Source organism: Amycolatopsis sp. NPDC028719 (genome assembly GCF_055565395.1).
In genome coordinates this window covers 209,555-227,019 of sequence record NZ_JBVHUL010000011.1, presented here as the reverse complement: position 1 = coordinate 227,019, position 17,465 = coordinate 209,555, and the positions used below count along the sequence as shown (strand labels likewise).

The 17,465-nt window shown below is 72.5% G+C and carries 22 protein-coding genes; 12 read left to right on the top strand and 10 right to left on the bottom strand.

What is annotated here, in order from left to right; genetic code table 11:
• Positions 1-197 precede the first annotated feature (197 nt).
• A complete protein-coding gene (locus ACZ4TR_RS39595) occupies positions 198-926 on the bottom strand; it encodes an alpha/beta fold hydrolase (protein ID WP_465293290.1) in 729 nt (242 codons plus the stop codon).
• A gap of 46 nt (positions 927-972) precedes the next feature.
• Here ACZ4TR_RS39595 and ACZ4TR_RS39590 point away from each other — a divergent pair, with 46 nt between their 5' ends.
• The 3 genes from ACZ4TR_RS39590 to ACZ4TR_RS39580 all read left to right on the top strand — a co-directional run bounded on the left by ACZ4TR_RS39590 (position 973) and on the right by ACZ4TR_RS39580 (position 3,983).
• Positions 973-2,235 carry a cytochrome P450 gene (locus ACZ4TR_RS39590; protein WP_465293289.1) on the top strand — a complete coding sequence of 421 codons (1,263 nt, stop codon included), beginning with the start codon at positions 973-975 and terminating at the stop codon, positions 2,233-2,235.
• A complete protein-coding gene (locus ACZ4TR_RS39585) occupies positions 2,235-3,146 on the top strand; it encodes a LysR family transcriptional regulator (RefSeq protein WP_465293288.1) in 912 nt (303 codons plus the stop codon). Before ACZ4TR_RS39590 ends, ACZ4TR_RS39585 begins: the two co-directional genes overlap by 1 nt.
• 90 nt (positions 3,147-3,236) lie before the next feature.
• Complete coding sequence (locus ACZ4TR_RS39580) at positions 3,237-3,983, top strand: SDR family NAD(P)-dependent oxidoreductase (protein ID WP_465293287.1); 747 nt, start codon at positions 3,237-3,239, stop codon at positions 3,981-3,983.
• Positions 3,984-4,000: 17 nt separating this feature from the next.
• Here the strand turns inward: ACZ4TR_RS39580 and ACZ4TR_RS39575 are convergent, their stop codons facing one another.
• Positions 4,001-4,843, bottom strand: a complete 843-nt coding sequence (locus ACZ4TR_RS39575) for a carbon-nitrogen hydrolase family protein (RefSeq protein WP_465293286.1) — start codon at positions 4,841-4,843, stop codon at positions 4,001-4,003.
• Positions 4,810-5,604 (bottom strand): DUF1295 domain-containing protein, encoded by a 795-nt coding sequence (locus tag ACZ4TR_RS39570; RefSeq protein WP_465293285.1) that lies wholly within the window; start codon positions 5,602-5,604, stop codon positions 4,810-4,812. Before ACZ4TR_RS39570 ends, ACZ4TR_RS39575 begins: the two co-directional genes overlap by 34 nt.
• Before the next feature lie 30 nt (positions 5,605-5,634).
• On the opposite strand from ACZ4TR_RS39570, the gene ACZ4TR_RS39565 reads away from it, so the two are divergent.
• Positions 5,635-6,126 (top strand): EXPERA domain-containing protein, encoded by a 492-nt coding sequence (locus tag ACZ4TR_RS39565; protein WP_465293284.1) that lies wholly within the window; start codon positions 5,635-5,637, stop codon positions 6,124-6,126.
• A gap of 11 nt (positions 6,127-6,137) precedes the next feature.
• Positions 6,138-7,349 carry a threonine synthase gene (locus ACZ4TR_RS39560; RefSeq protein WP_465293283.1) on the top strand — a complete coding sequence of 404 codons (1,212 nt, stop codon included), beginning with the start codon at positions 6,138-6,140 and terminating at the stop codon, positions 7,347-7,349.
• Here ACZ4TR_RS39560 and ACZ4TR_RS39555 read toward each other — a convergent pair.
• A complete protein-coding gene (locus ACZ4TR_RS39555; protein ID WP_465293282.1) occupies positions 7,346-7,699 on the bottom strand; it encodes an arsenate reductase family protein in 354 nt (117 codons plus the stop codon). The genes ACZ4TR_RS39560 and ACZ4TR_RS39555 overlap by 4 nt on opposite strands.
• 53 nt (positions 7,700-7,752) lie before the next feature.
• Here ACZ4TR_RS39555 and ACZ4TR_RS39550 point away from each other — a divergent pair, with 53 nt between their 5' ends.
• Together ACZ4TR_RS39550 and ACZ4TR_RS39545 are read left to right on the top strand one after the other, a co-directional pair.
• The gene (locus ACZ4TR_RS39550; protein WP_465293281.1) at positions 7,753-8,343 is read left to right on the top strand and encodes a TetR/AcrR family transcriptional regulator; all 591 of its coding nucleotides are present in this window, start codon (positions 7,753-7,755) and stop codon (positions 8,341-8,343) included.
• Complete coding sequence (locus ACZ4TR_RS39545; protein ID WP_465293280.1) at positions 8,343-8,960, top strand: enoyl-CoA hydratase/isomerase family protein; 618 nt, start codon at positions 8,343-8,345, stop codon at positions 8,958-8,960. The genes ACZ4TR_RS39550 and ACZ4TR_RS39545 overlap by 1 nt, the downstream gene beginning before the upstream one ends.
• Here the strand turns inward: ACZ4TR_RS39545 and ACZ4TR_RS39540 are convergent.
• Together ACZ4TR_RS39540 and ACZ4TR_RS39535 are read right to left on the bottom strand one after the other, a co-directional pair.
• Entirely contained in the window at positions 8,908-10,170 is a 1,263-nt protein-coding gene (locus tag ACZ4TR_RS39540) for an RNA polymerase sigma factor (RefSeq protein WP_465293279.1), read from the bottom strand. The genes ACZ4TR_RS39545 and ACZ4TR_RS39540 overlap by 53 nt on opposite strands.
• A 102-nt stretch (positions 10,171-10,272) precedes the next feature.
• A complete protein-coding gene (locus tag ACZ4TR_RS39535; protein WP_155545365.1) occupies positions 10,273-10,623 on the bottom strand; it encodes a YciI family protein in 351 nt (116 codons plus the stop codon).
• Positions 10,624-10,708: 85 nt separating this feature from the next.
• Between ACZ4TR_RS39535 and ACZ4TR_RS39530 the strand changes: the two genes are divergently transcribed.
• The 3 genes from ACZ4TR_RS39530 to ACZ4TR_RS39520 are packed head-to-tail and all read left to right on the top strand — an operon-like array spanning position 10,709 to position 12,368.
• Positions 10,709-11,179, top strand: a complete 471-nt coding sequence (locus ACZ4TR_RS39530; RefSeq protein WP_465293278.1) for a hypothetical protein — start codon at positions 10,709-10,711, stop codon at positions 11,177-11,179.
• A complete protein-coding gene (locus ACZ4TR_RS39525) occupies positions 11,173-11,397 on the top strand; it encodes a helix-turn-helix transcriptional regulator (protein WP_364519691.1) in 225 nt (74 codons plus the stop codon). Before ACZ4TR_RS39530 ends, ACZ4TR_RS39525 begins: the two co-directional genes overlap by 7 nt.
• Positions 11,394-12,368 carry an NAD(P)-dependent alcohol dehydrogenase gene (locus ACZ4TR_RS39520; protein WP_465293277.1) on the top strand — a complete coding sequence of 325 codons (975 nt, stop codon included), beginning with the start codon at positions 11,394-11,396 and terminating at the stop codon, positions 12,366-12,368. The genes ACZ4TR_RS39525 and ACZ4TR_RS39520 overlap by 4 nt, the downstream gene beginning before the upstream one ends.
• On the opposite strand, the gene ACZ4TR_RS39515 is transcribed toward ACZ4TR_RS39520, so the two are convergent.
• The 3 genes from ACZ4TR_RS39515 to ACZ4TR_RS39505 form a co-directional block, all read right to left on the bottom strand.
• The gene (locus ACZ4TR_RS39515) at positions 12,358-13,239 is read right to left on the bottom strand and encodes a M48 family metalloprotease (RefSeq protein WP_465293276.1); all 882 of its coding nucleotides are present in this window, start codon (positions 13,237-13,239) and stop codon (positions 12,358-12,360) included. The two genes, ACZ4TR_RS39520 and ACZ4TR_RS39515, sit on opposite strands and share 11 nt — an antisense overlap.
• Positions 13,240-13,323: 84 nt before the next feature.
• The gene (locus ACZ4TR_RS39510) at positions 13,324-14,148 is read right to left on the bottom strand and encodes an NAD(P)H-binding protein (RefSeq protein WP_465293275.1); all 825 of its coding nucleotides are present in this window, start codon (positions 14,146-14,148) and stop codon (positions 13,324-13,326) included.
• A 51-nt stretch (positions 14,149-14,199) separates the two neighbouring features.
• Positions 14,200-14,571, bottom strand: a complete 372-nt coding sequence (locus ACZ4TR_RS39505; RefSeq protein ID WP_364519683.1) for a YciI family protein — start codon at positions 14,569-14,571, stop codon at positions 14,200-14,202.
• 162 nt (positions 14,572-14,733) lie between these two features.
• On the opposite strand from ACZ4TR_RS39505, the gene ACZ4TR_RS39500 reads away from it, so the two are divergent.
• Together ACZ4TR_RS39500 and ACZ4TR_RS39495 are read left to right on the top strand one after the other, a co-directional pair.
• A complete protein-coding gene (locus ACZ4TR_RS39500) occupies positions 14,734-15,816 on the top strand; it encodes an exo-alpha-sialidase (RefSeq protein WP_465293274.1) in 1,083 nt (360 codons plus the stop codon).
• A gap of 2 nt (positions 15,817-15,818) precedes the next feature.
• Positions 15,819-16,103: a MoaD/ThiS family protein gene (locus tag ACZ4TR_RS39495; RefSeq protein WP_364519679.1), complete on the top strand. Its 285-nt coding sequence runs from the start codon at positions 15,819-15,821 to the stop codon at positions 16,101-16,103.
• Here ACZ4TR_RS39495 and ACZ4TR_RS39490 read toward each other — a convergent pair.
• A complete protein-coding gene (locus ACZ4TR_RS39490; protein ID WP_465293273.1) occupies positions 16,078-17,463 on the bottom strand; it encodes an MFS transporter in 1,386 nt (461 codons plus the stop codon). The two genes, ACZ4TR_RS39495 and ACZ4TR_RS39490, sit on opposite strands and share 26 nt — an antisense overlap.
• Between the last annotated feature and the right edge of the window lie 2 nt (positions 17,464-17,465).

The following is a 17,465-nucleotide window of genomic DNA, read 5'->3' as shown; positions in this document are numbered from 1 at the left end:
CAGCATTCCGATCGTGCCGCTATACCTGTACCACCGAACGGCGAAGATAACCGTTTCCGCAGGTACCGAGGGTGACGGCGGCGGAGGCGGCGAGTACAGGCCCACGTCCACCGCGGTTTCCTAGGCTGTGCGGGTCCGGTGGTGACGAGGGGTTCGGAGCAGCCGTCGCGTGGGGTACGACGGCTGCACCCGAACCTTCAGACGCCGAAGCGTTCCAACAGGGCGCGGATGGCGGCTGGGTCCTCGACATGGGCGTTGTGCCCGAGACCGGCGAGCGTGACCGCGTCCGGGTCCAGCGCGCGCAGCTGCTCCGGGCGGCACATCGGGTCGTGCTCGCCCGCCGCCAGCACGACCGGGCACCGCGCCGCGGCGAGCAGCGCCGGCATGTCCGGCGCGCCGACGCCGAACGCGGCCGGGTCCATCGCGAGACGCCAACCTCCCTCGGTCTCGCGAAGCCCGGCCGGGTCCGCGGGCGCGATGCCGAGCAGTCCGGACACCTTCAGGTACGCCTGGTCGGCTTCGGCCTGCGTCTCGAACACCCGGGGCGGCCGCGCCGCGAAGCTCGCCGCGCGCCCCAGGTCGTCCTGGCTCCACTCCACCTTCACACCCAGCGCGAGCACGCCGGCGACCTCGACGTCGTACTTGCCGGACGCGAGTTCGAGCGCGAGCACCCCGCCGAGCGAGTGCCCGGCGACGACCAGCGGGCCCGTTCCGGGCAGCGCACGTGCGACGGCCGTCGTCAGCGTCTCGAAGCTGTAGTGCGGCAGCGGCGCGGACGGGCCGTGGCCGGGCAGGTCGGGGACCAGAACGCGCCGGGGCACCTGGCCGGTCAGGTGGGCCCACACCGCGCCGGTCGCCCCGAGGCCGTGCAGGAACAGGATGGCCGGTTCGCCCTCGCCGCCGGTGCGCATGTTGAGCGTGTCCATCGGAGCAGCCTGCCAAAGTGTCGGTGGGCGCGGCTAGGGTCGGCTTGTGGGGATCACCGATCCGGACACCTACGTTCACGGTGTCCCGTACGACGAGCTGGCGCAGCTGCGGCGCGCGTCGCCGGTGGTGCGCGTCGACGACTTCTGGGCTGTGCTGCGGCACGCCGACGTGCGGCGCGTCCTGCGTGATCCCGGGCTGTTCTCCTCGCAGCTCGGCGGGACGCAGATCCGCGACCCCGCGACGTCGTCGGACCTCGCCTACGTGCGCCGGATGATGCTCAACATGGACCCGCCGGAGCACGGGCGGCTGCGCGGGCTGCTGACGCGGGCGTTCACGCCCCGCGCGATCGCGAAGCTGACCGAGCGGATCGAGGCGTCGGCGCGGGACCTCGTCGCGGCCGTCGCCGGGCGGGGCGGGTGCGACTTCGCCAAGGTCGCCGCCGACCTGCCGCTGCTCACCCTCGCCGCGGTGTTCGGCGTGCCGGAGCAGGACCGGCGGCTGATGTACGACTGGAGCAACCGGGTCATCGGGTACCAGGACGCCGAGTACGCGGTCAGCGCCACGGTCTCCGAAACCGACGTGACCGACCTGGCGCGGGCGGCGCTCGCCGTCCGCCCGTCGCCGGGTCCGGACGGGTCGATGCCGGACCCGCGCACCCGCGCGGGGATGCCGGACCTCTACGCCTACGCGAACGCGCTCGGCGAGTACAAGCGCGAGCACCCGGGCGACGACGTCATGAGCAACCTGATGCGGCACATCGGCGACGACGGCGGGCGCGTCTCGCTCGCCGAGTTCGAGAACCTTTTCTGGCTGTTTTCGGTGGCGGGCAACGAAACGCTGCGCAACGGCCTGCCCGGCGGGATGCTGGCACTGCTCTCGCACCCCGGGCAGTACCGGCGGCTGCTGGCCGACCGCTCGCTGCTGCCGTCCGCGGTCGAAGAGATGCTCCGCTGGTGGACGCCGGTCATGAACTTCCGGCGCACGGCGACATCGGGCACCCGGCTGTCCGATGTGGACATCCGGGCCGGCGACAAGGTGGTGGTCTGGTTCTCGGCGGCGAACCGCGACGAGAGCGTGTTCGCCGATCCGGACGCGTTCGACATCGGCCGCACCCCGAACGACCACCTGACCTTCGGCCACGGCCCGCACTTCTGCCTCGGCGCGCACCTCGCCCGGGTCCAGCTGCGGGCGATGTTCGGCGCGGTGCTGGACCTGCTGGGCGAAGTGACGCTCGCCGGCGAACCCGTGCGGCTGCGCTCGACCTTCCAGAACGGCCTGAAGTCGCTGCCGATCCGGTGGGCGCGCTGATGGAGATCCGCGAGCTGCGGACGTTCGTCGCGGTCGTCGAGGCGGGCGCGATGTCCAAGGCGGCGCGGCAGCTGCACGTGAGCCAGCCGGCGCTGTCCCAGACGATCACCTCGCTCGAACGCCGCCTCGGCGTCCAGCTGCTGGTCCGCACCAGCACCGGCGTCCAGGCGACCGACGCCGGCACGACGCTGCTGGGCGAGGCCCGCGCGGTGCTGGCCCGCCACGACCAGGCCGTCGCCGCCATGGCGCGGCACACGAAGACCGGCGGTGGCGTGCTGCGCGTCGGCATCCCCCTCGAGCTGCCGCCCGAACTGCTGCCCTCCGCCCTCGCGCGGCTCGCGGAGGCCTTCCCGGCCACGCGGGTGCAGGCCCGCCACCTGTCGTCGGTGGCCCAGGTGGCCGCGCTGCGGGCGGGCGAGCTGGACGTCGGCCTCGTGCGCGAACGCCCGGCCGGGCCGGACCTCGACGCGCAGCTCGTCGTCTCGGAGAACGTGGGCGTCCTGCTCGCGGCGGACCTCGCGGAGAAGCTGGCGGGGCCGGACGGAGTGCGCCTGGAGAGCCTGGCCGGTCTCGACTGGTTCGCCTTCGCCCGCGCGGGCAGCCCGGCGTGGTACGACGAGCTGGCGGCGACGCTGCGCAGCCACGGCCTCGACGTCGGGCCGGAAGTGCCCGAGGAGCAGCGGCTGATCGTCGAGCTCAAGATCCCGGCGGTCAGCGCGGGCGGGGCGTACGCCTTCGCCCCGCCCGAGTGGCCGTACCCGATGCCCGACACGGTCCGGTGGCTGCCGCTGGCCGGGAACCCGATCGTGCGGCGGACCTGGGCCGTGTGGCCGGCGACGTCGCACCGCCGCGACCTCGCGGAGTTCGTCGCCGCGCTGGAAGACCATCAGCGCGGCCGATCGCGGGCATAAGCAGCGCCGAACGCCCATCAGGAAGTCCTCTCCGGCGCTTTCGCTTGAACCCGGTGACCGGGGAAACGCCCCGGTCGCGAGGAGTGAGTGATGACTGAAGGACTGTCCGGGACCACAGCGCTGGTGACCGGCGGAACGAGCGGGATCGGGCGGGCGACGGCGGTCGCGCTGGCCGGGCTCGGCGCCCACGTCGTGCTGTCCGGCCGGGACGAGGCGCGCGGGGCGGAGGTCGTCTCGCGCATCCGGGAGGCGGGCGGGAAGGCCGACTTCGTCGCGGCCGACCTGACGGACGCGGCGTCGGCGCGCGCCTTGGCCGCACGGGCCCGTGAGGTGGGCGGCCACGTCGGCGTACTGGTGAACAACGCCGGCATCTTCCCCACCGGGCCCACTTCGGACACGGCCGAGGCCGACTTCGACCGCGTCTACGAGACGAACGTGAAGGTGCCGTTCTTCCTCACCGCCGAGCTGGCACCCGAGATGGCCGCCCGCGGCCGCGGCGCGATCGTCAACGTGTCCACGATGGTCGCGACGCGGGGTATGGCGGGCATGGCGCTCTACGGCTCGTCGAAGGCGGCGGTCGAGCTGATGACCAAGGCGTGGGCGGCGGAGTTCGGCCCGTCCGGCGTGCGCGTCAACGCGGTCAGCCCCGGCCCGACCCGCACCGAGGGAACGGCGGTGTTCGGCGACGGCCTGGACGAGCTGGCCTCGGCGGGCCCGGCCGGCCGGGTGGCCGGCCCCGAGGAGATCGCGGCGGCGATCGCGTTCCTGGTGACGGACGAGTCGAGCTTCGTCCAGGGCGCGATCCTCCCGGTGGACGGCGGCCGCCTGGCGGTCTGAGTCCCGTCGGGACGGCGTCACCGCAGGAAGGTGACGCCGTCCTGGGGCCGCTCGTCCACGGTCAGCGCGAAGACGTCCGGCCGGGCGTAGTGCCCGGAGACGTCGAGGCTCTTGCGGGCCGCGACGATCTCCTCCAGGTCGATCTCCGCCGTGATCAGGCCTTCGCCGTCCCGCAGCGGGCCCGCCAGCACGTCGCCCAGCGGGCCGACGATCACGCTCCCGCCGCGGAACGGGTCGTCGCCCTCACTTTCGTACGGGCAGGCCGAGATCACGAAACACCGGCCCTCGTCGGCGATGTGGCGCATCGACGCCTGCCAGACGTCGCGGTCGTCCGCCGTCGGGGCGCACCAGATCTCGACGCCCTTCGCGTACATCGCCGCGCGCAGCAGCGGCAGGTGGTTCTCCCAGCAGATCGCCGCCCCAGCCAAGCCCGCCGCCGTAGGCACCGCCGGGAGCGTCGAGCCGTCGCCGCGGCCCCAGAAGAGCCGCTCCCGCTCGGTCGGGACCAGCTTCCGGTGCTTCGCGACCAGCCCGAGGTGGGGGTCGAGGAACACCGCCGTGCTGTACAGCGTCGAGCCGTCCCGCTCGATCACGCCCACGACCAGGCTCGCGCCCGTGCGCGCCGCGAGGCCGGCCAGCGCGGTCGTCTCGGGACCCGGCACCGAGATCGATGCTCGGAAGTAGCCGACGAACGGCTCCCGGCCCGGGTACCCGCCGAGCACGGCTTCGGGGAGCACCACCAGGGAGGCTCCGCGGATCTCTTCTTCGAACTCCAGGATCCGCTCGACGGGCACGCCTGTCCCGATCTGGAGCGCGGCGACGACGGTCATCCGCGGACGGGCTCGCGCTTCGGCGGCCACGGCACCACCGCGGAGACCCGGCGCTGGTAGTCCGCGTACTCCGGGTACCGCGACTTCGTGATGCTCTCGGTGAACTTCGTCGAGCCGACGAACAGCAAGGTGAGCAGCACCGCACCGATGACCGTCCACTGCAGACCGCCGGCGACGACGCCGAACGCCGCGACCGCCCACCACTGCGCCTGCTCGAAGAAGAAGTTCGGGTGCCGCGAATAGCGGAACAGCCCGTCCTGCAGGAACCGCGTCGACGCGCGGCCCGCGTGCTTCTCCCGGTGGAACACCCACTGCTGCTGGTCCGCGACCGTCTCCCCGGCCAAGAACGCCAGGAAGATCACCGCGACGACGACGTCCGCCACCCCGAACGAGCCCCGGTGCTCCAGCGCCGTCAGCGCGGGCAGCGTGATCAGCAGCAGGATCGCGTTCTGGTAGAGCGAGATGAAGAAGAAGTTGAACACCTGGAACTGCCACGGCGCCATCCGCTCGCGCAGCACCGCCCACCGGTAGTCTTCGCCGCCGCGGGCGTAACCACCCTTCCGGGCGAAGTTGAACGTCAGCCGGATCCCCCACAGGGTGACCAGGGCGAACAGCACGTCCAGGCGCGCGTCGGCGAACCCCGCCGCGCCGGCGAAGATCGCCAGGTACGCGACCGGGACGATCGACCAGATCCGGTCGACCCAGGAGTATTCCCTGGTCAGCACCGATAGCACCCAGGTGCCGAGCGTCACTCCGGCGAAGACGTACAGGCAGACCCGCAGCGCGTCCATCCGCCCACAATAGGACCTAGGATCGATCCCATGAACCTGCCGCTGCGGGACCGGAAGATCGACGTGTTCTTCGCGGTGCTGTTCTCGGCCTTCACGGTGACGTCGCTGATCAGCGACCTGCTGCCGACCGTCGGCGTCGACTTCTCGAAGCCGTCGGGCAACTTCTTCGTGAACTCGAACTACTGGTACGCCCACGACGCCGACCCGCTGTTCATGCACCCGCCGGACTGGATGCGGATCGTCACCGGGCTCTCGGCGTTCGTCTACATGCCGTTCTACGTCGTGCTCGTCTTCGCGCTGCTGACCGGCCGCAACCGGATCCAGCTGCCGTCGGTGATCTACGCGACGATGATCGTCACGCTGACCGGGATCGTCGTGTTCGGCGTCGAGTTCTTCGGCGACCCGGCCACGCGCACCGGCAACCCGGCGAAGTTCCTCGCGTTCAACCTGCCCTACGTCCTGGTGCCGCTCCTGCTGCTGGTCCGGATGCGCAAGCCACTCCCGTTCACCCGCCGTTTCTGACCGGAGGCGCCGTGCCGTACTCGTTCCTCAGCCACCTCGAATGCTCCCGGACCGGCGAGCGCCTCGACGCCGACGCGGTCCAAGGCCTCTCGGCGTCGGGCGCGCCGCTGCTGGCGCGGTACGACCTCGACGGCGTCCGCGAAGCCGTGACGCCGAAGGAGATCGCGGGACGTGAGCCGACGCTCTGGCGCTACCACGAGGTGCTGCCGGTGCGCTCGCCCGAGCACGTGGTGAGCCTGGGCGAGGGCATGACGCCGTTGCTGCGGCTCCCGCGGTACGGCCGTGAGCTGGGGCTTTCGCGGCTGTGGATGAAGGACGAGGGCTTGGTCCCGACCGGCACGTTCAAGGCGCGGGGCGCCGCGGTCGGCGTGTCCCGGGCGGCCGAACTGGGCGTGGGCGGGATCGCGATGCCGACGAACGGCAACGCGGGCGCGGCCTGGGCGCTGTACGCGGCGCGCGCGGGCATGACGAGCCTGATCGCGATGCCCGACGACGCTCCGGCGATCACCATGCGCGAGTGCGTCGCCGCCGGGGCCGAGCTGTACCGGGTGGACGGTCTGATCGGCGACGCGGGGAAGCTCGTGGCGGCGGCGGTTCAGCGCCGTCCGGGGGTGCAGGACGTCTCGACGCTGAAGGAGCCCTACCGCATCGAGGGCAAGAAGACGATGGGATACGAGATCGCCGAGCAGTTCGGCTGGCGGCTGCCCGACGTCATCCTGTACCCGACCGGCGGCGGGGTCGGGATCATCGGCATCTACAAGGCGCTGCTGGAAATGCGCGAGCTGGGCTGGGTTTCCGGGTCGCTGCCGCGGCTGGTGGCGGTGCAGGCGACCGGGTGCGCGCCGATCGTGGAGGCGTTCTCGCGCGGCGACCGGGAAAGTACTTTCTTCCCCGACGCCCGGACGGTCGCGTTCGGCATCACCGTCCCCAAGGCGCTGGGCGACTTCCTCGTGCTCGACGCGGTGTACGCGACCGACGGCACCGCGGTCGCCGTCACGGACGAGGAACTGCTTGCGGCGCAACGGGAGCTGACCACTTACGAGGGAACGTTCGTCTGCCCGGAGGGCGGGGCGTGCTTCGCCGCTCTTCGCCACCTTCGCGAGTCAGGGTGGCTTTCCGGCGACGAGGACGTCGTGGTCTTGAACACCGGCGCCGGGATCAAGTACCCGGAGACCGTGCCGCTCGACGTCCCGCTGCTTCCTCGGGACGGTCGCATTCCCTAGAGGACGGAGCGGACCGTTTCGGGGTCGCGGGCGACGACCGTCGTGCCGTCGTCGGCCGTGATGATCGGGCGCTGGATCAGCTTCGGGTGTGCGGCCAGGGCCTCGATCCACTTCGGCCGGTCCGCGTCGGTGCGGCCCCACGCCTTGAGGCCGAGTTCCTTCGCGATCGGCTCCGCGGTGCGCGTGATGTCCCACGGCTCGAGGCCGAGGCGCTTCAGCACGGCTTCGAGCTCCGCCGCGGTCGGCGGGTCCTCGAGGTAGCGGCGCACGGTGTACTGCGCGCCGGCTTCGTCCAACAGCGACACGGCGGACCGGCACTTCGAGCACGCCGGGTTGACCCAGATCTCCACGGCGGCAGCTTACCGCGCTGGTTTTGGAGCACGTGTTCTGTTACGGTCGCGGCATGCCCCGCCCCCGCGTCCACGACCTCGACGCGCTGCTCGACGTCGCCGAGCGGCTGGTCGCGTCGTCGGGGGAGGTCACCGTGCGTGGCCTGGCGGCGGCCGCGGGGGTGCCGAACGGGACGATCTACCACGCGTTCGGCTCGCTCAGCGCACTGCTGGCCCGGGCCTGGCTGCGCGCGGCGACCGCGTTCCTCGACCTGCAGACCTCGCGGGTGGATTCCGCGGCGACCCCGGTGGAGGCCGTCGTCGCGGCGGCCGACACGCCCGCGGTGTTCGCTTCGCTGCGTCCGGACGGGGCCCGGATGCTGCTGCGCGTCAAGGCCGACCGGCTGTTCGGGCCCGAGCTGCCCGACGAGCTCGCGAACGCCCTGCACGCACTGGACAAACGCCTGGTCGCACTGCTCGTTCGGCTGGCGCGGCAGGTGTGGGACCGCGGCGACGGCCTGGCCGTCGAGGTGATCACGACCTGCGTCGTCGACCTGCCGACCGCGTTCTTCCGGCGCGACATCACCGACCCCCTGGTGCGGGAGAGGCTGGCCGCCGCCGTGCGCGCCGTGCTGACCGTGCCCCCTCGAGACAAGGACCGATAGTGACCGTTTTGCACTTGGGCGACGACGAAAACCGGTTCTCGCCGGAGTGGCTGCAGCGCGTCCATTCCACTTTGGACGAAGTGGCCGACGTGCTGGTGACCACCGGCGGCGGCAAGTTCTATTCGAACGGCCTCGACCTCGACTGGCTGATGGCCAACGGGGACAAGGCTTCGGAGTACGTCGCCGAGGTGCAGGAGCTGTTCGCGCGCGTGCTGACGCTCCCGGTGCCGACGGTCGCGGCGATCAACGGCCACGCGTTCGGCGCGGGCGCGATGCTGGCGATGGCGCACGACTTCCGCGTGATGCGCTCGGACCGGGGGTACTTCTGCTTCCCGGAGGCCGACATCAACATCCCGTTCACGCCGGGGATGGCGGCCCTGATCCAGGGGAAGCTGACACCGGCGGCCGCGGTCGCGTCGATGACGACGGGACGCCGTTTCGGTGGCGCGGACGCTTTGTCTTTCGGCCTGGTGGACCAGATCGCGGCCGAGGGCGACGTGGTGAAGGTGGCTTCCGAGCGGGTCTCGGCATTGGCGGGCAAGGACCGCGGCACGCTGGGCGCGATCAAGGCGACGATGTTCGCCCCTGCGGTGACGGCTTTGCGTACGCCGGCTTAGCGCCCGGGCTTGCGACCTCGGCGAGGCGGCGGCGCAGGTGGGCGCGCTCCGGTTCGGTGCGGGCGAGAGCCAGCGCGTCCCGGTAGGCCGCGGCAGCTTCGGCGTGGCGGCCCAGGCGGCTCAGCAATTCCCCTCGCGCCGCCGGGAACGGGCTGTACTCCCGCAAGCGTGGCTCGTCCGCCAGCGCCTCCAACAAGGACAGACCCGCCGCCGGGCCGTCCCTCATCGCCACCGCCACCGCGCGGTTCAGCTCCACCACCGGCGACGGCGCCAGCCCGCGCAGCACGTCGTACAACCCCACGATCTGCGGCCAGTCCGTCCCCGCCACGTCCGCGGCCTCGTCGTGCAGGGCCGCGATCGCCGCCTGGACGCCGTACAGCCCTGGTGGCCCGCCCGTCAGCGCCACCTCGGCCAGCGCCGTCCCCTCCGCGATCATCGCGCGGTCCCAGCGGCCGCGGTCCTGGTCGTCGAGGAGCACCAGGGCGCCGTCCGGGCCCGTGCGGGCCTCGCGGCGCGCGTGGATCAGCAGCATCAGCGCCAGCAACCCCGCGACTTCCCGCTCCTCCGGCAGCAGCCGGCGCAGGATCCGGGCCAGGCGGATCGCCTCTTCCGCCAGGTCGAGCCGCTGCAGGTCCGGGCCCGAACTCGCCGCGTACCCCTCGGTGAAGATCGAGTAGACGACCTGCAGCACGCCCGGCAGCCGACCGGGCAGCTCGGCGGCGTCCGGGACCCGGAACGGGATGCCGGCCGCGCGGATCCGGTTCTTCGCCCGCACGATCCGCTTGCCCATCGTCGCGCTGGGCACCAGGAACGCGCGCGCCACCTCCGGCGTCGTCAGCCCGGCCAGGCAGCGCAGGGTCAACGCCGTCCGGTCCTCCGCGGGCAGCGCCGGGTGGGCGCAGGTGAAGAACAGCTGGAGCCGCTCGTCCGGCAAGCCGCCGTCGGACGCCGGGGCGGGCGCCGCGCGCTCGGCCTCGACCTGCAGCACCGCGAGCCGGGCCGCGTAGGCCTGGTCGCGGCGCAGCCGGTCGACGGCCTTGCGCCGCGCCGTCGTCATCAGCCACGCGCCGGGCTTCGGCGGCACGCCGTCGACGGGCCAGCGCACCAGCGCGGCCTCGATCGCCTCCGACGTCACCTCCTCGGCCAGGTCGAGGTCGCCGAACCGGCGGACGAGCGCGGCGAGCAGCAGCCCGCGCTCCTCCCGGAACACCGCCTCCAGTGTCAGCCGGGGCTCCGCCCCGGGCCGGGGGCTCCGCCACCCGGAACCCCCGAAAGCCTCGTCCGACGCCTCAACCCGCCCCGACATCTCGCGTCAGTCCCCGTACGAAGCGAGCGGCCGGACGACGATGTGCCCGCCGTCGCGGGCGCCCGGGCAGCGCGCCGCCCAGTCGAGCGCGACGTCGAAGTCCGGCACGTCGACGACGAAGTAGCCGCCGAGCACCTCACGGGACTCGGCGAACGGCCCGTCGGTGACGATCCGCTCGCCGTGCTCGTCCACGCGGACCGCGGCGGCGGTGGTGAAGTCGGCGAGCGAGTTCCCGCCGACGTGGACGCCCGCGTCCTTCATGGACTTGTCGAACAGCATCCAGTCTTCGGGCGTGCTGCAGCCGGTGGGCGCGCCGTCCGCGTCGAGCGAGGCGTTGATCAGCATCAGGTACTTCACGAGATCCTCCAGTGGCTCGGTTGCCGTACGCGGTGACTACGAACGGCCGGCGCCGCCTTGGACACCCCTCGCCGGGAATTTTCTCATGTCAAGAAACTTTGACACGGTGTCTGGTTTGTTTTACCTTGACGAGGTGACCCACGAAGAAAAACGCGCTTGGATCCTCGGGATCGCCTCGATAGCCGGCTACGCGGTGTACCTCGTCGTGGTCCTCGGCCGGGCCGGCGGGCGGCCGCTGGCCGAAGTCCCCTACGTCTCGGCGCTGCTGTGGACGGTCGGCGCGTCCGTCGTCGCGACGATCGCGGCGAGCATCCTGGCCGCGATGGTCTCGAAGGACAGCGGGAAGGACCAGCGCGACCGCGAGATCGGCCGGTTCGGCGAGTACGTCGGCCACTCGTTCGTCGTCATCGGCGCCGTCGCGGCCCTGCTGCTGGCGATGGTCCAGGCGCCGCACTTCTGGATCGCCAACGCCGTCTACCTGGCCTTCACGCTCTCGGCGATCCTCGGGTCGGTCACCCGGATCTTCGCGTACCGCCGGGGTTTCCAGCCGTGGTGAAACCGACCCGCGTCACCAACTCGATCCGCGCCCTCCGGTTCGCGCACGGCCGGCTCACCCAGGCCGAGCTCGCCACCCGGATCGGCGTCACCCGCCAGACCGTCATCGCCATCGAGCAGGGCCGGTACTCGCCCTCGCTCGAGCTGGCGTTCCAGATCGCGCACGTGTTCGGCGTCCCGCTCGAAGAAGTGTTCCAGTACCCGGAGGAGTCACCGTGAAAGCGATCGTCCAAGACCACTACGGCAGCCCGGACGTCCTCGAGTTCCGCGACCTCGGCAGACCGTCGCCCGGTGCCGGCGAGGTCCTCGTGCGCGTGCACGCGGCCGGCGTCGACCCGGGCGTTCGGCACCTGACCACCGGGCACCCGTACCTGCTGCGCCTGCTGGGGTTCGGGCTGCGGCGGCCGAAGCTGCCGGTGCGGGGCCTCGACTTCGCCGGCACGGTCGAGGAGATCGGTGACGGCGTCACGCGGGTCCGGCCGGGTGACGAGGTGTTCGGCGTCTGCGAGGGCGCGTTCGCCGAGTACGCCGTCGCGAAGCAGGACCTCGTCGCGGCGAAACCCGGCCGGCTTTCCTTCGAGCAGGCGGCCGCCGTGCCGGTTTCCGGCAGCACCGCCCTGCAGGCCCTGCGCGACGTGGGCCGTGTTCAGCCCGGGCAGCGCGTGCTGGTCATCGGGGCGGCGGGCGGCGTGGGTTCCTTCGCGGTCCAGCTGGCCCAGGCCTTCGGCGCGGAGGTCACGGGCGTGTGCAGCACCGCCAAGACGGAGGTGGTCCGCTCGCTCGGCGCCGACCACGTCGTCGACTACATGCGTGAGGACTTCGCAGCGCAGCAGTACGACCTGATCGTGGACACCGCCGGCCTGCGTTCGCTGACCACCCTGCGCCGGGCGCTGACCCCGCGCGGCTCGCTCGTGATCGTCGGCGGCGAAAACGGCGGCAAGTGGCTCGGCGGCATCCAGCGGGTGTTCCGGGCGGCGCTGCTGAATCCGCTTGTCCGACAGCGGTTGCGCGGGCTCGTCGCCCGCGTGCGCGGCGCGGACCTCGACGACCTGCGGGACCTGATCGAGGCCGGCCGGCTCACGCCCGTGCTCGACCGGACGTACCCCCTCGCCGACGCCGCCGCCGCGCTCGGCCACCTCCACGCGGGCCGCGCGGCGGGCAAGGTGGTGCTCACCGTGCTCACAACCTGACGCCGAGGTCCTTCAGCCGCTTGACCCGGTCGATGTGGGCGGGGTGCCCGGCCATCAGCCGGGACCACAGCCGGCGTTCGTCACCGCGGTCCCGCAGGTTCCACGCCTTCAGCAGCAGCGCCAGCTCCCGGCCGTACCCGAGCCGCGCCGCCATCCGGTCGGCCCGGTATTCGCCGAGCCGCTTCGACCAGGCGAGCACCGGGCCGAGCAGCGGCGTCAGCAGCAGCCACGGGTCGAGGAACGCGAGCGCGGTGAGGACGCCCAGGCTGAGCAGCACGGTGACCAGCACCTCGGCCGAGCGGCCGAAGGACCGGAACGCGCGGCCGACGTGCGGCACGACCCAGGCGATCAGCCGCACCAGCCGGGAGAGCACCCGCGCCGGCAGCTCGAGCCAGTGGATCAGCAGGGTGGCCCGCGTGTGCCCGGCCAGGTGGTGGCCCAGCTCGTGGGCGAGGATCGCTTCCAGGCCCGGGCGCTCCAGATCGAGGGCGGCCCGGGTCACCGCGACGGTCCGGCCCCCGGCGGCGAAGGCGTTCAGCTCGCGCGAAGGCTCAACCCACAAGCGGTACCGGCCGCTGTCGACGCCGGCCGCGGCGCAGACGGCCGCCCAGCTCGGCGTGAGCCAGGTCAGCTCGTTCTGGCTGGGCTCGCGCATCTTGAGCAGCACGGACAGCACGACGTGCTCGTAGACCGGGACGAACGTGATCGCGCCGGCCAGCGCCCAGCCGGCCGGCAGCACCCAGAAGTACGCCGGCCAGACCAGCTTTCCGAGCAGCCCCAGCACGAGCAGGCTGCTGGCGACCACCGGGACGGCGAGCACCACCCCCAGGACCGCCGAAAGATCCACCCTCGCCCGCTCTTTGTCGCTCACGCTCCCCCTCCCCGCCGACGCCGGATCCACCTTGGCGTGGCGCCCGGCGGAGCACAACGGTCCGCCGGAACTGTCCGGGAGCTGTCAGGAAAACGCGCCGGTGTGCGCGGCCGCCCAGTCGGCGAACGTGCGGGCGGGCCGGCCCGTCACCTCGGCCACCGTCGGGTACACCGTCGCCTCGTCCAGGGATCCGCCCACGTAGAAGTCCCAGAACGCTTCGACGTACTCGCGCGGCATGGTCGCCTCCAGCTCGGCGCGGGTCTCGTCGTCCGACAGCCCGTGGAACTCCAGCTTCCGGCCGAGCACCTCGGCCAGCACCGCGACCTGGTCCGCGGGCCGCAGCGCCACCGGGCCGGTCAGCTCGTGGATCCGGCCTTCGTGGCCACCCGCGAGCGCCCGCGCCGCCACCGCTGCGATGTCCGCCGGGTCGATGGACGCGGCCGCCACCTGCGGGAACTGCGCGCGGACCGTGTCGCCCTCGCGCAGCTGCGGCAGCCAGCGCAGCGCGTTCGCCATGAACGCGCGCGGGCGCAGGAACGTCCAGTCCAGCCCCGATTCCCGCACCGCGCGCTCGGCCAGCGTCATGTACGCCGAGACCGCGTTGTCCAGGTTTTCCAGCGCTGCCGAGCCGCCGGACAGCAGCACGATCCGGCGAACGCCCGCGCCACGCGCCCGAGCCAGCATGCCGGGCATGTCGTGGTAGCCGGGCAGCAGGAAGATCCCGTCGACGCCCTCGAGCGCGGCACCGAGACTCGCCGGATCGTTGAGATCGCCCGTGACGGCTTCGGCGCCGTCCGGGAGCGCGGCGGCCGGCCGGCGCACCAGCGCCCGGACCGGTTCGCCCGCTTTCGCCAGTGCCGCAACCACTTCCGCGCCCACGTTGCCGGTGGCGCCGGTGACCAGGAACATCGCTCTACCCCCAGAGTCGGTTCCGGGCCAGCCTAGCGCCACCGGCGGCCGTCAGTCCTGCGCCGGCAGGTCGTCGTACTCGACGACCTGGCGCACCTCGACCTCGATCTCGTTGTCGAACAGCTCGACGTAGGTCTTGGCGAACTCGACGGCCTCCGCCCGGTCGGCCGCGTTGATCAGCGCGAACCCGCCGATGACCTCCTTCGCCTCGGCGAAGGGCCCGTCGGTGACCCGGACGGCCGCGCCGCGCGGCTTGCGGATCAGCGCCCCCTTGTCCGACTTGTGGACGCCCTCGGCGGTGATCAGGATGCCCTTCTCGGCCGCCTCCTGGACGAACCCGCCCATCTTCTCCACGAACTCCGGGGTGGGGTTCCACGCCTGCGGGTCGTTCTCGTCGATCCGGTGCATCATGAGGAAACGCATGGTCGTTCTCCCTGTTCTCGTCGGCCGGGGCCCGGATCTTCCCGAGCTCGTCGACCGGCCTTCACCCCCGCGTCGATCGGCCGTGCGCGGCGTTCGACATTTTGCTCCGGAGATTTTTCCGGGAGAGTACTGTGACGCGGGTCACTGGGAGGAAGGTGTCCGATGTCGATACTGCTCGCGATCGGTACGCGCAAGGGTCTGTGGCTGGCGACCAGCACGGACGACCGCACGAGCTGGGAGGTGACCGGCCCCCACCACCCCATGACCGAGGTGTACGCGGTCGGCATCGACACGCGCCGCGCGGCGCCGCGCCTGCTGGCCGGGGTCACCAGCGAGCACTTCGGGCCGAGCGTCGCCACGAGCGACGACCTGGGCGCGACCTGGCAGGAACCCGACCACGCGCCCATCGCGTTCCCGCCGGACACCGCCGAGTCCCTCGTCCGGGCCTGGCAGCTCGTGCCCGGGCCGGCGAGCGAACCGGACGTCGTCTACGCCGGCACCGAGCCGTCCGCGCTGTTCCGCTCGGCCGACGGCGGCCGGACCTTCGAGCTGGTCCGCGGCCTGTGGGACCACCCGCACCGCGAGCACTGGACGCCCGGGGGCGGCGGCAAGGCGATCCACACGGTGCTCCCGGACCCGGTCGAGCCGGGCCGCGTCACCGTGGCGATGTCGACCGGCGGCGTCTACCGCACCGAGGACGGCGGCACGACCTGGCAGGCGAGCAACACGGGCATCAAGGCCGTGCACGTGCCCGACCCGTACCCCGAATACGGCCACTGCGTGCACAAGGTCGCGATGCACCCGAGCGCACCGGACCGGTTCTTCGCGCAGGTGCACCACGGCGTCTACCGCAGCGACGACGCCGGGGCGAGCTGGGAGTCCATCGCCGACGGCCTGCCCAGCGACTTCGGCTTCCCGATGGTCGTCCACCCGCACCGGCCCGAGGTGATCTACACGTTCCCGCTGACCGCCGACGTCATGCGGTTCCCGCCCGAAGGCCGGTGCCGGGTGTACCGCAGCGAGGACGCCGGGAAGTCGTGGGAAGCCCTGGGCGCGGGGCTGCCGGACGGGTACTGGGCCGGGGTCATGCGCGACGCGATGTGCGCCGACGACGCCGACCCGGCCGGGGTGTACTTCGGCTCGCGGACCGGCGACGTCTACGCCAGCCGGGACGACGGCGACAGCTGGGACTTGGTCGTCTCGCACCTGCCGGACGTGCTGAGCGTCCGCGCCGCGAGGGTGTGACCGTGCTCGTCACCGTGCTGGTGCCCGGTCCGCTGCGCGAGAAGACCGGCGGCGAGTCCCGGCTGGACGTCGAGATCGGCGAGCCGGCCACGCTGGGCGCCCTGCTCGACGTGCTCGCGCGGCGGTACCCCGCGTTGGAACGGCGGCTGCGCGACGAGCGGGCGCAGCTGCGCCGGTACGTCAACTTCTACGTCGACGGCGAGGAGTGCCGCCACCGCGGCGGCCCCTCGGCGGCGTTGCGCGACCGTGGCGAGGTGCAGATCATCCCGTCGGTCGCCGGAGGCTGACTCCTTCGACTTCGGCGAACAGCGCCGCCGCCCGCGTGGCCGTCGCGGTCGCTCGCGGCCCGGTGGTGACCAGGGCCAAGGCGAGGACGCCGGCCCCGAGCGCGGACACCAGCCACCAGACACCGGCCGTCTCGCCGGTGCCCGCGAGGGCGCCGGCGAGCGCGACCCCGAGGGTCGTGCCGGTCTGGCGGCCGGCCGAGGCCAGCGACCCGGCCACCCCGGCCATCGACGGCGGCATCCCGGCGACGGCCGAGTTGGTGATCGGCGGATTGACCGTGCCGAGGAAGACGCCGAACAGCAGGAAGACCGCGAGCACGAGCGGCAGCGGCGTCGCCGGGCCGAGCCACACCGACGCGGCGCCGCCCAGGGCGAGCGCGACCCCGGCGACGACCAGCGGCAGCCGCGGCCCGCGTGTGCCGACCAGGCGTCCCGCCCGCCGCGACAGGAGCAGGACGAGCACGCCGACCGGGAGCAGGCACAGCCCGGCGCCGAGGGCCGGCAGGCCACGGACGTCCTGGAGGTATTGCGTGGTGAGGAACAGGAAGGCGCCGAACCCGCCGAGGGACAACAGCGCCATGGCGATCGCGCCGGTGAACGGGACGCTGCGGAAGAGGCGCAGTTCGAGCAGCGGGTCGGCGCGGCGCGGTTCGTAGCGCAGGAGCGCGAACGCGGCGAGCCCGGCGACGAGCAGCAGGCCGAGGACCATCGGCGACCGGCGTGCCTCGATGATCGTCGCCACCACGCAGCCCAGCACGAGGACGACGAGCACCTGCCCGACCGGGTCGAACCGGCGTGCCCGGGCGGCGCGTGATTCGGGCACGAACGCGGCGGTGGCCACGATGGCGACGGCGATGATCGGCACGTTGACCCAGAAGACGGCCCGCCAGCCCAGGCCGTCGACGAGCAGGCCGCCGAGGATCGGGCCGAGCGCGAGCGCCAGCCCGGACATCGAGCCGAACACGCCGATGGCGCGGGCGCGTTCGGCCGGGGCGGGGAAGGTGGTGACGACGATGGCCAGGGCGACGGGGTTGAGCATGGTGCCCCCGACGGCTTGGACGGCGCGCGCGGCGATCAGCCAGCCGATACCGGGCGCCACACTGCACAGCAGTGAACCGGCTCCGAAGACGGCGAGCCCGGTCAGGAAGACGCGCTTGCGCCCGAACCGGTCGGCGGTCGATCCGGCGAGCACGAGGAACCCGGCCAGCACCAGCGTGTAGGCGTCGATTGTCCACTGTAGACCCGCTGTGGACGCGCCGAGGTCGTGGCGGATCGACGGCAGGGCGACGGTGACGATGGAGATGTCCATGACGGCGACGACGATGCTGGCACAGCAGATCGCCAGCACAAGCGTGGGTTTCATAC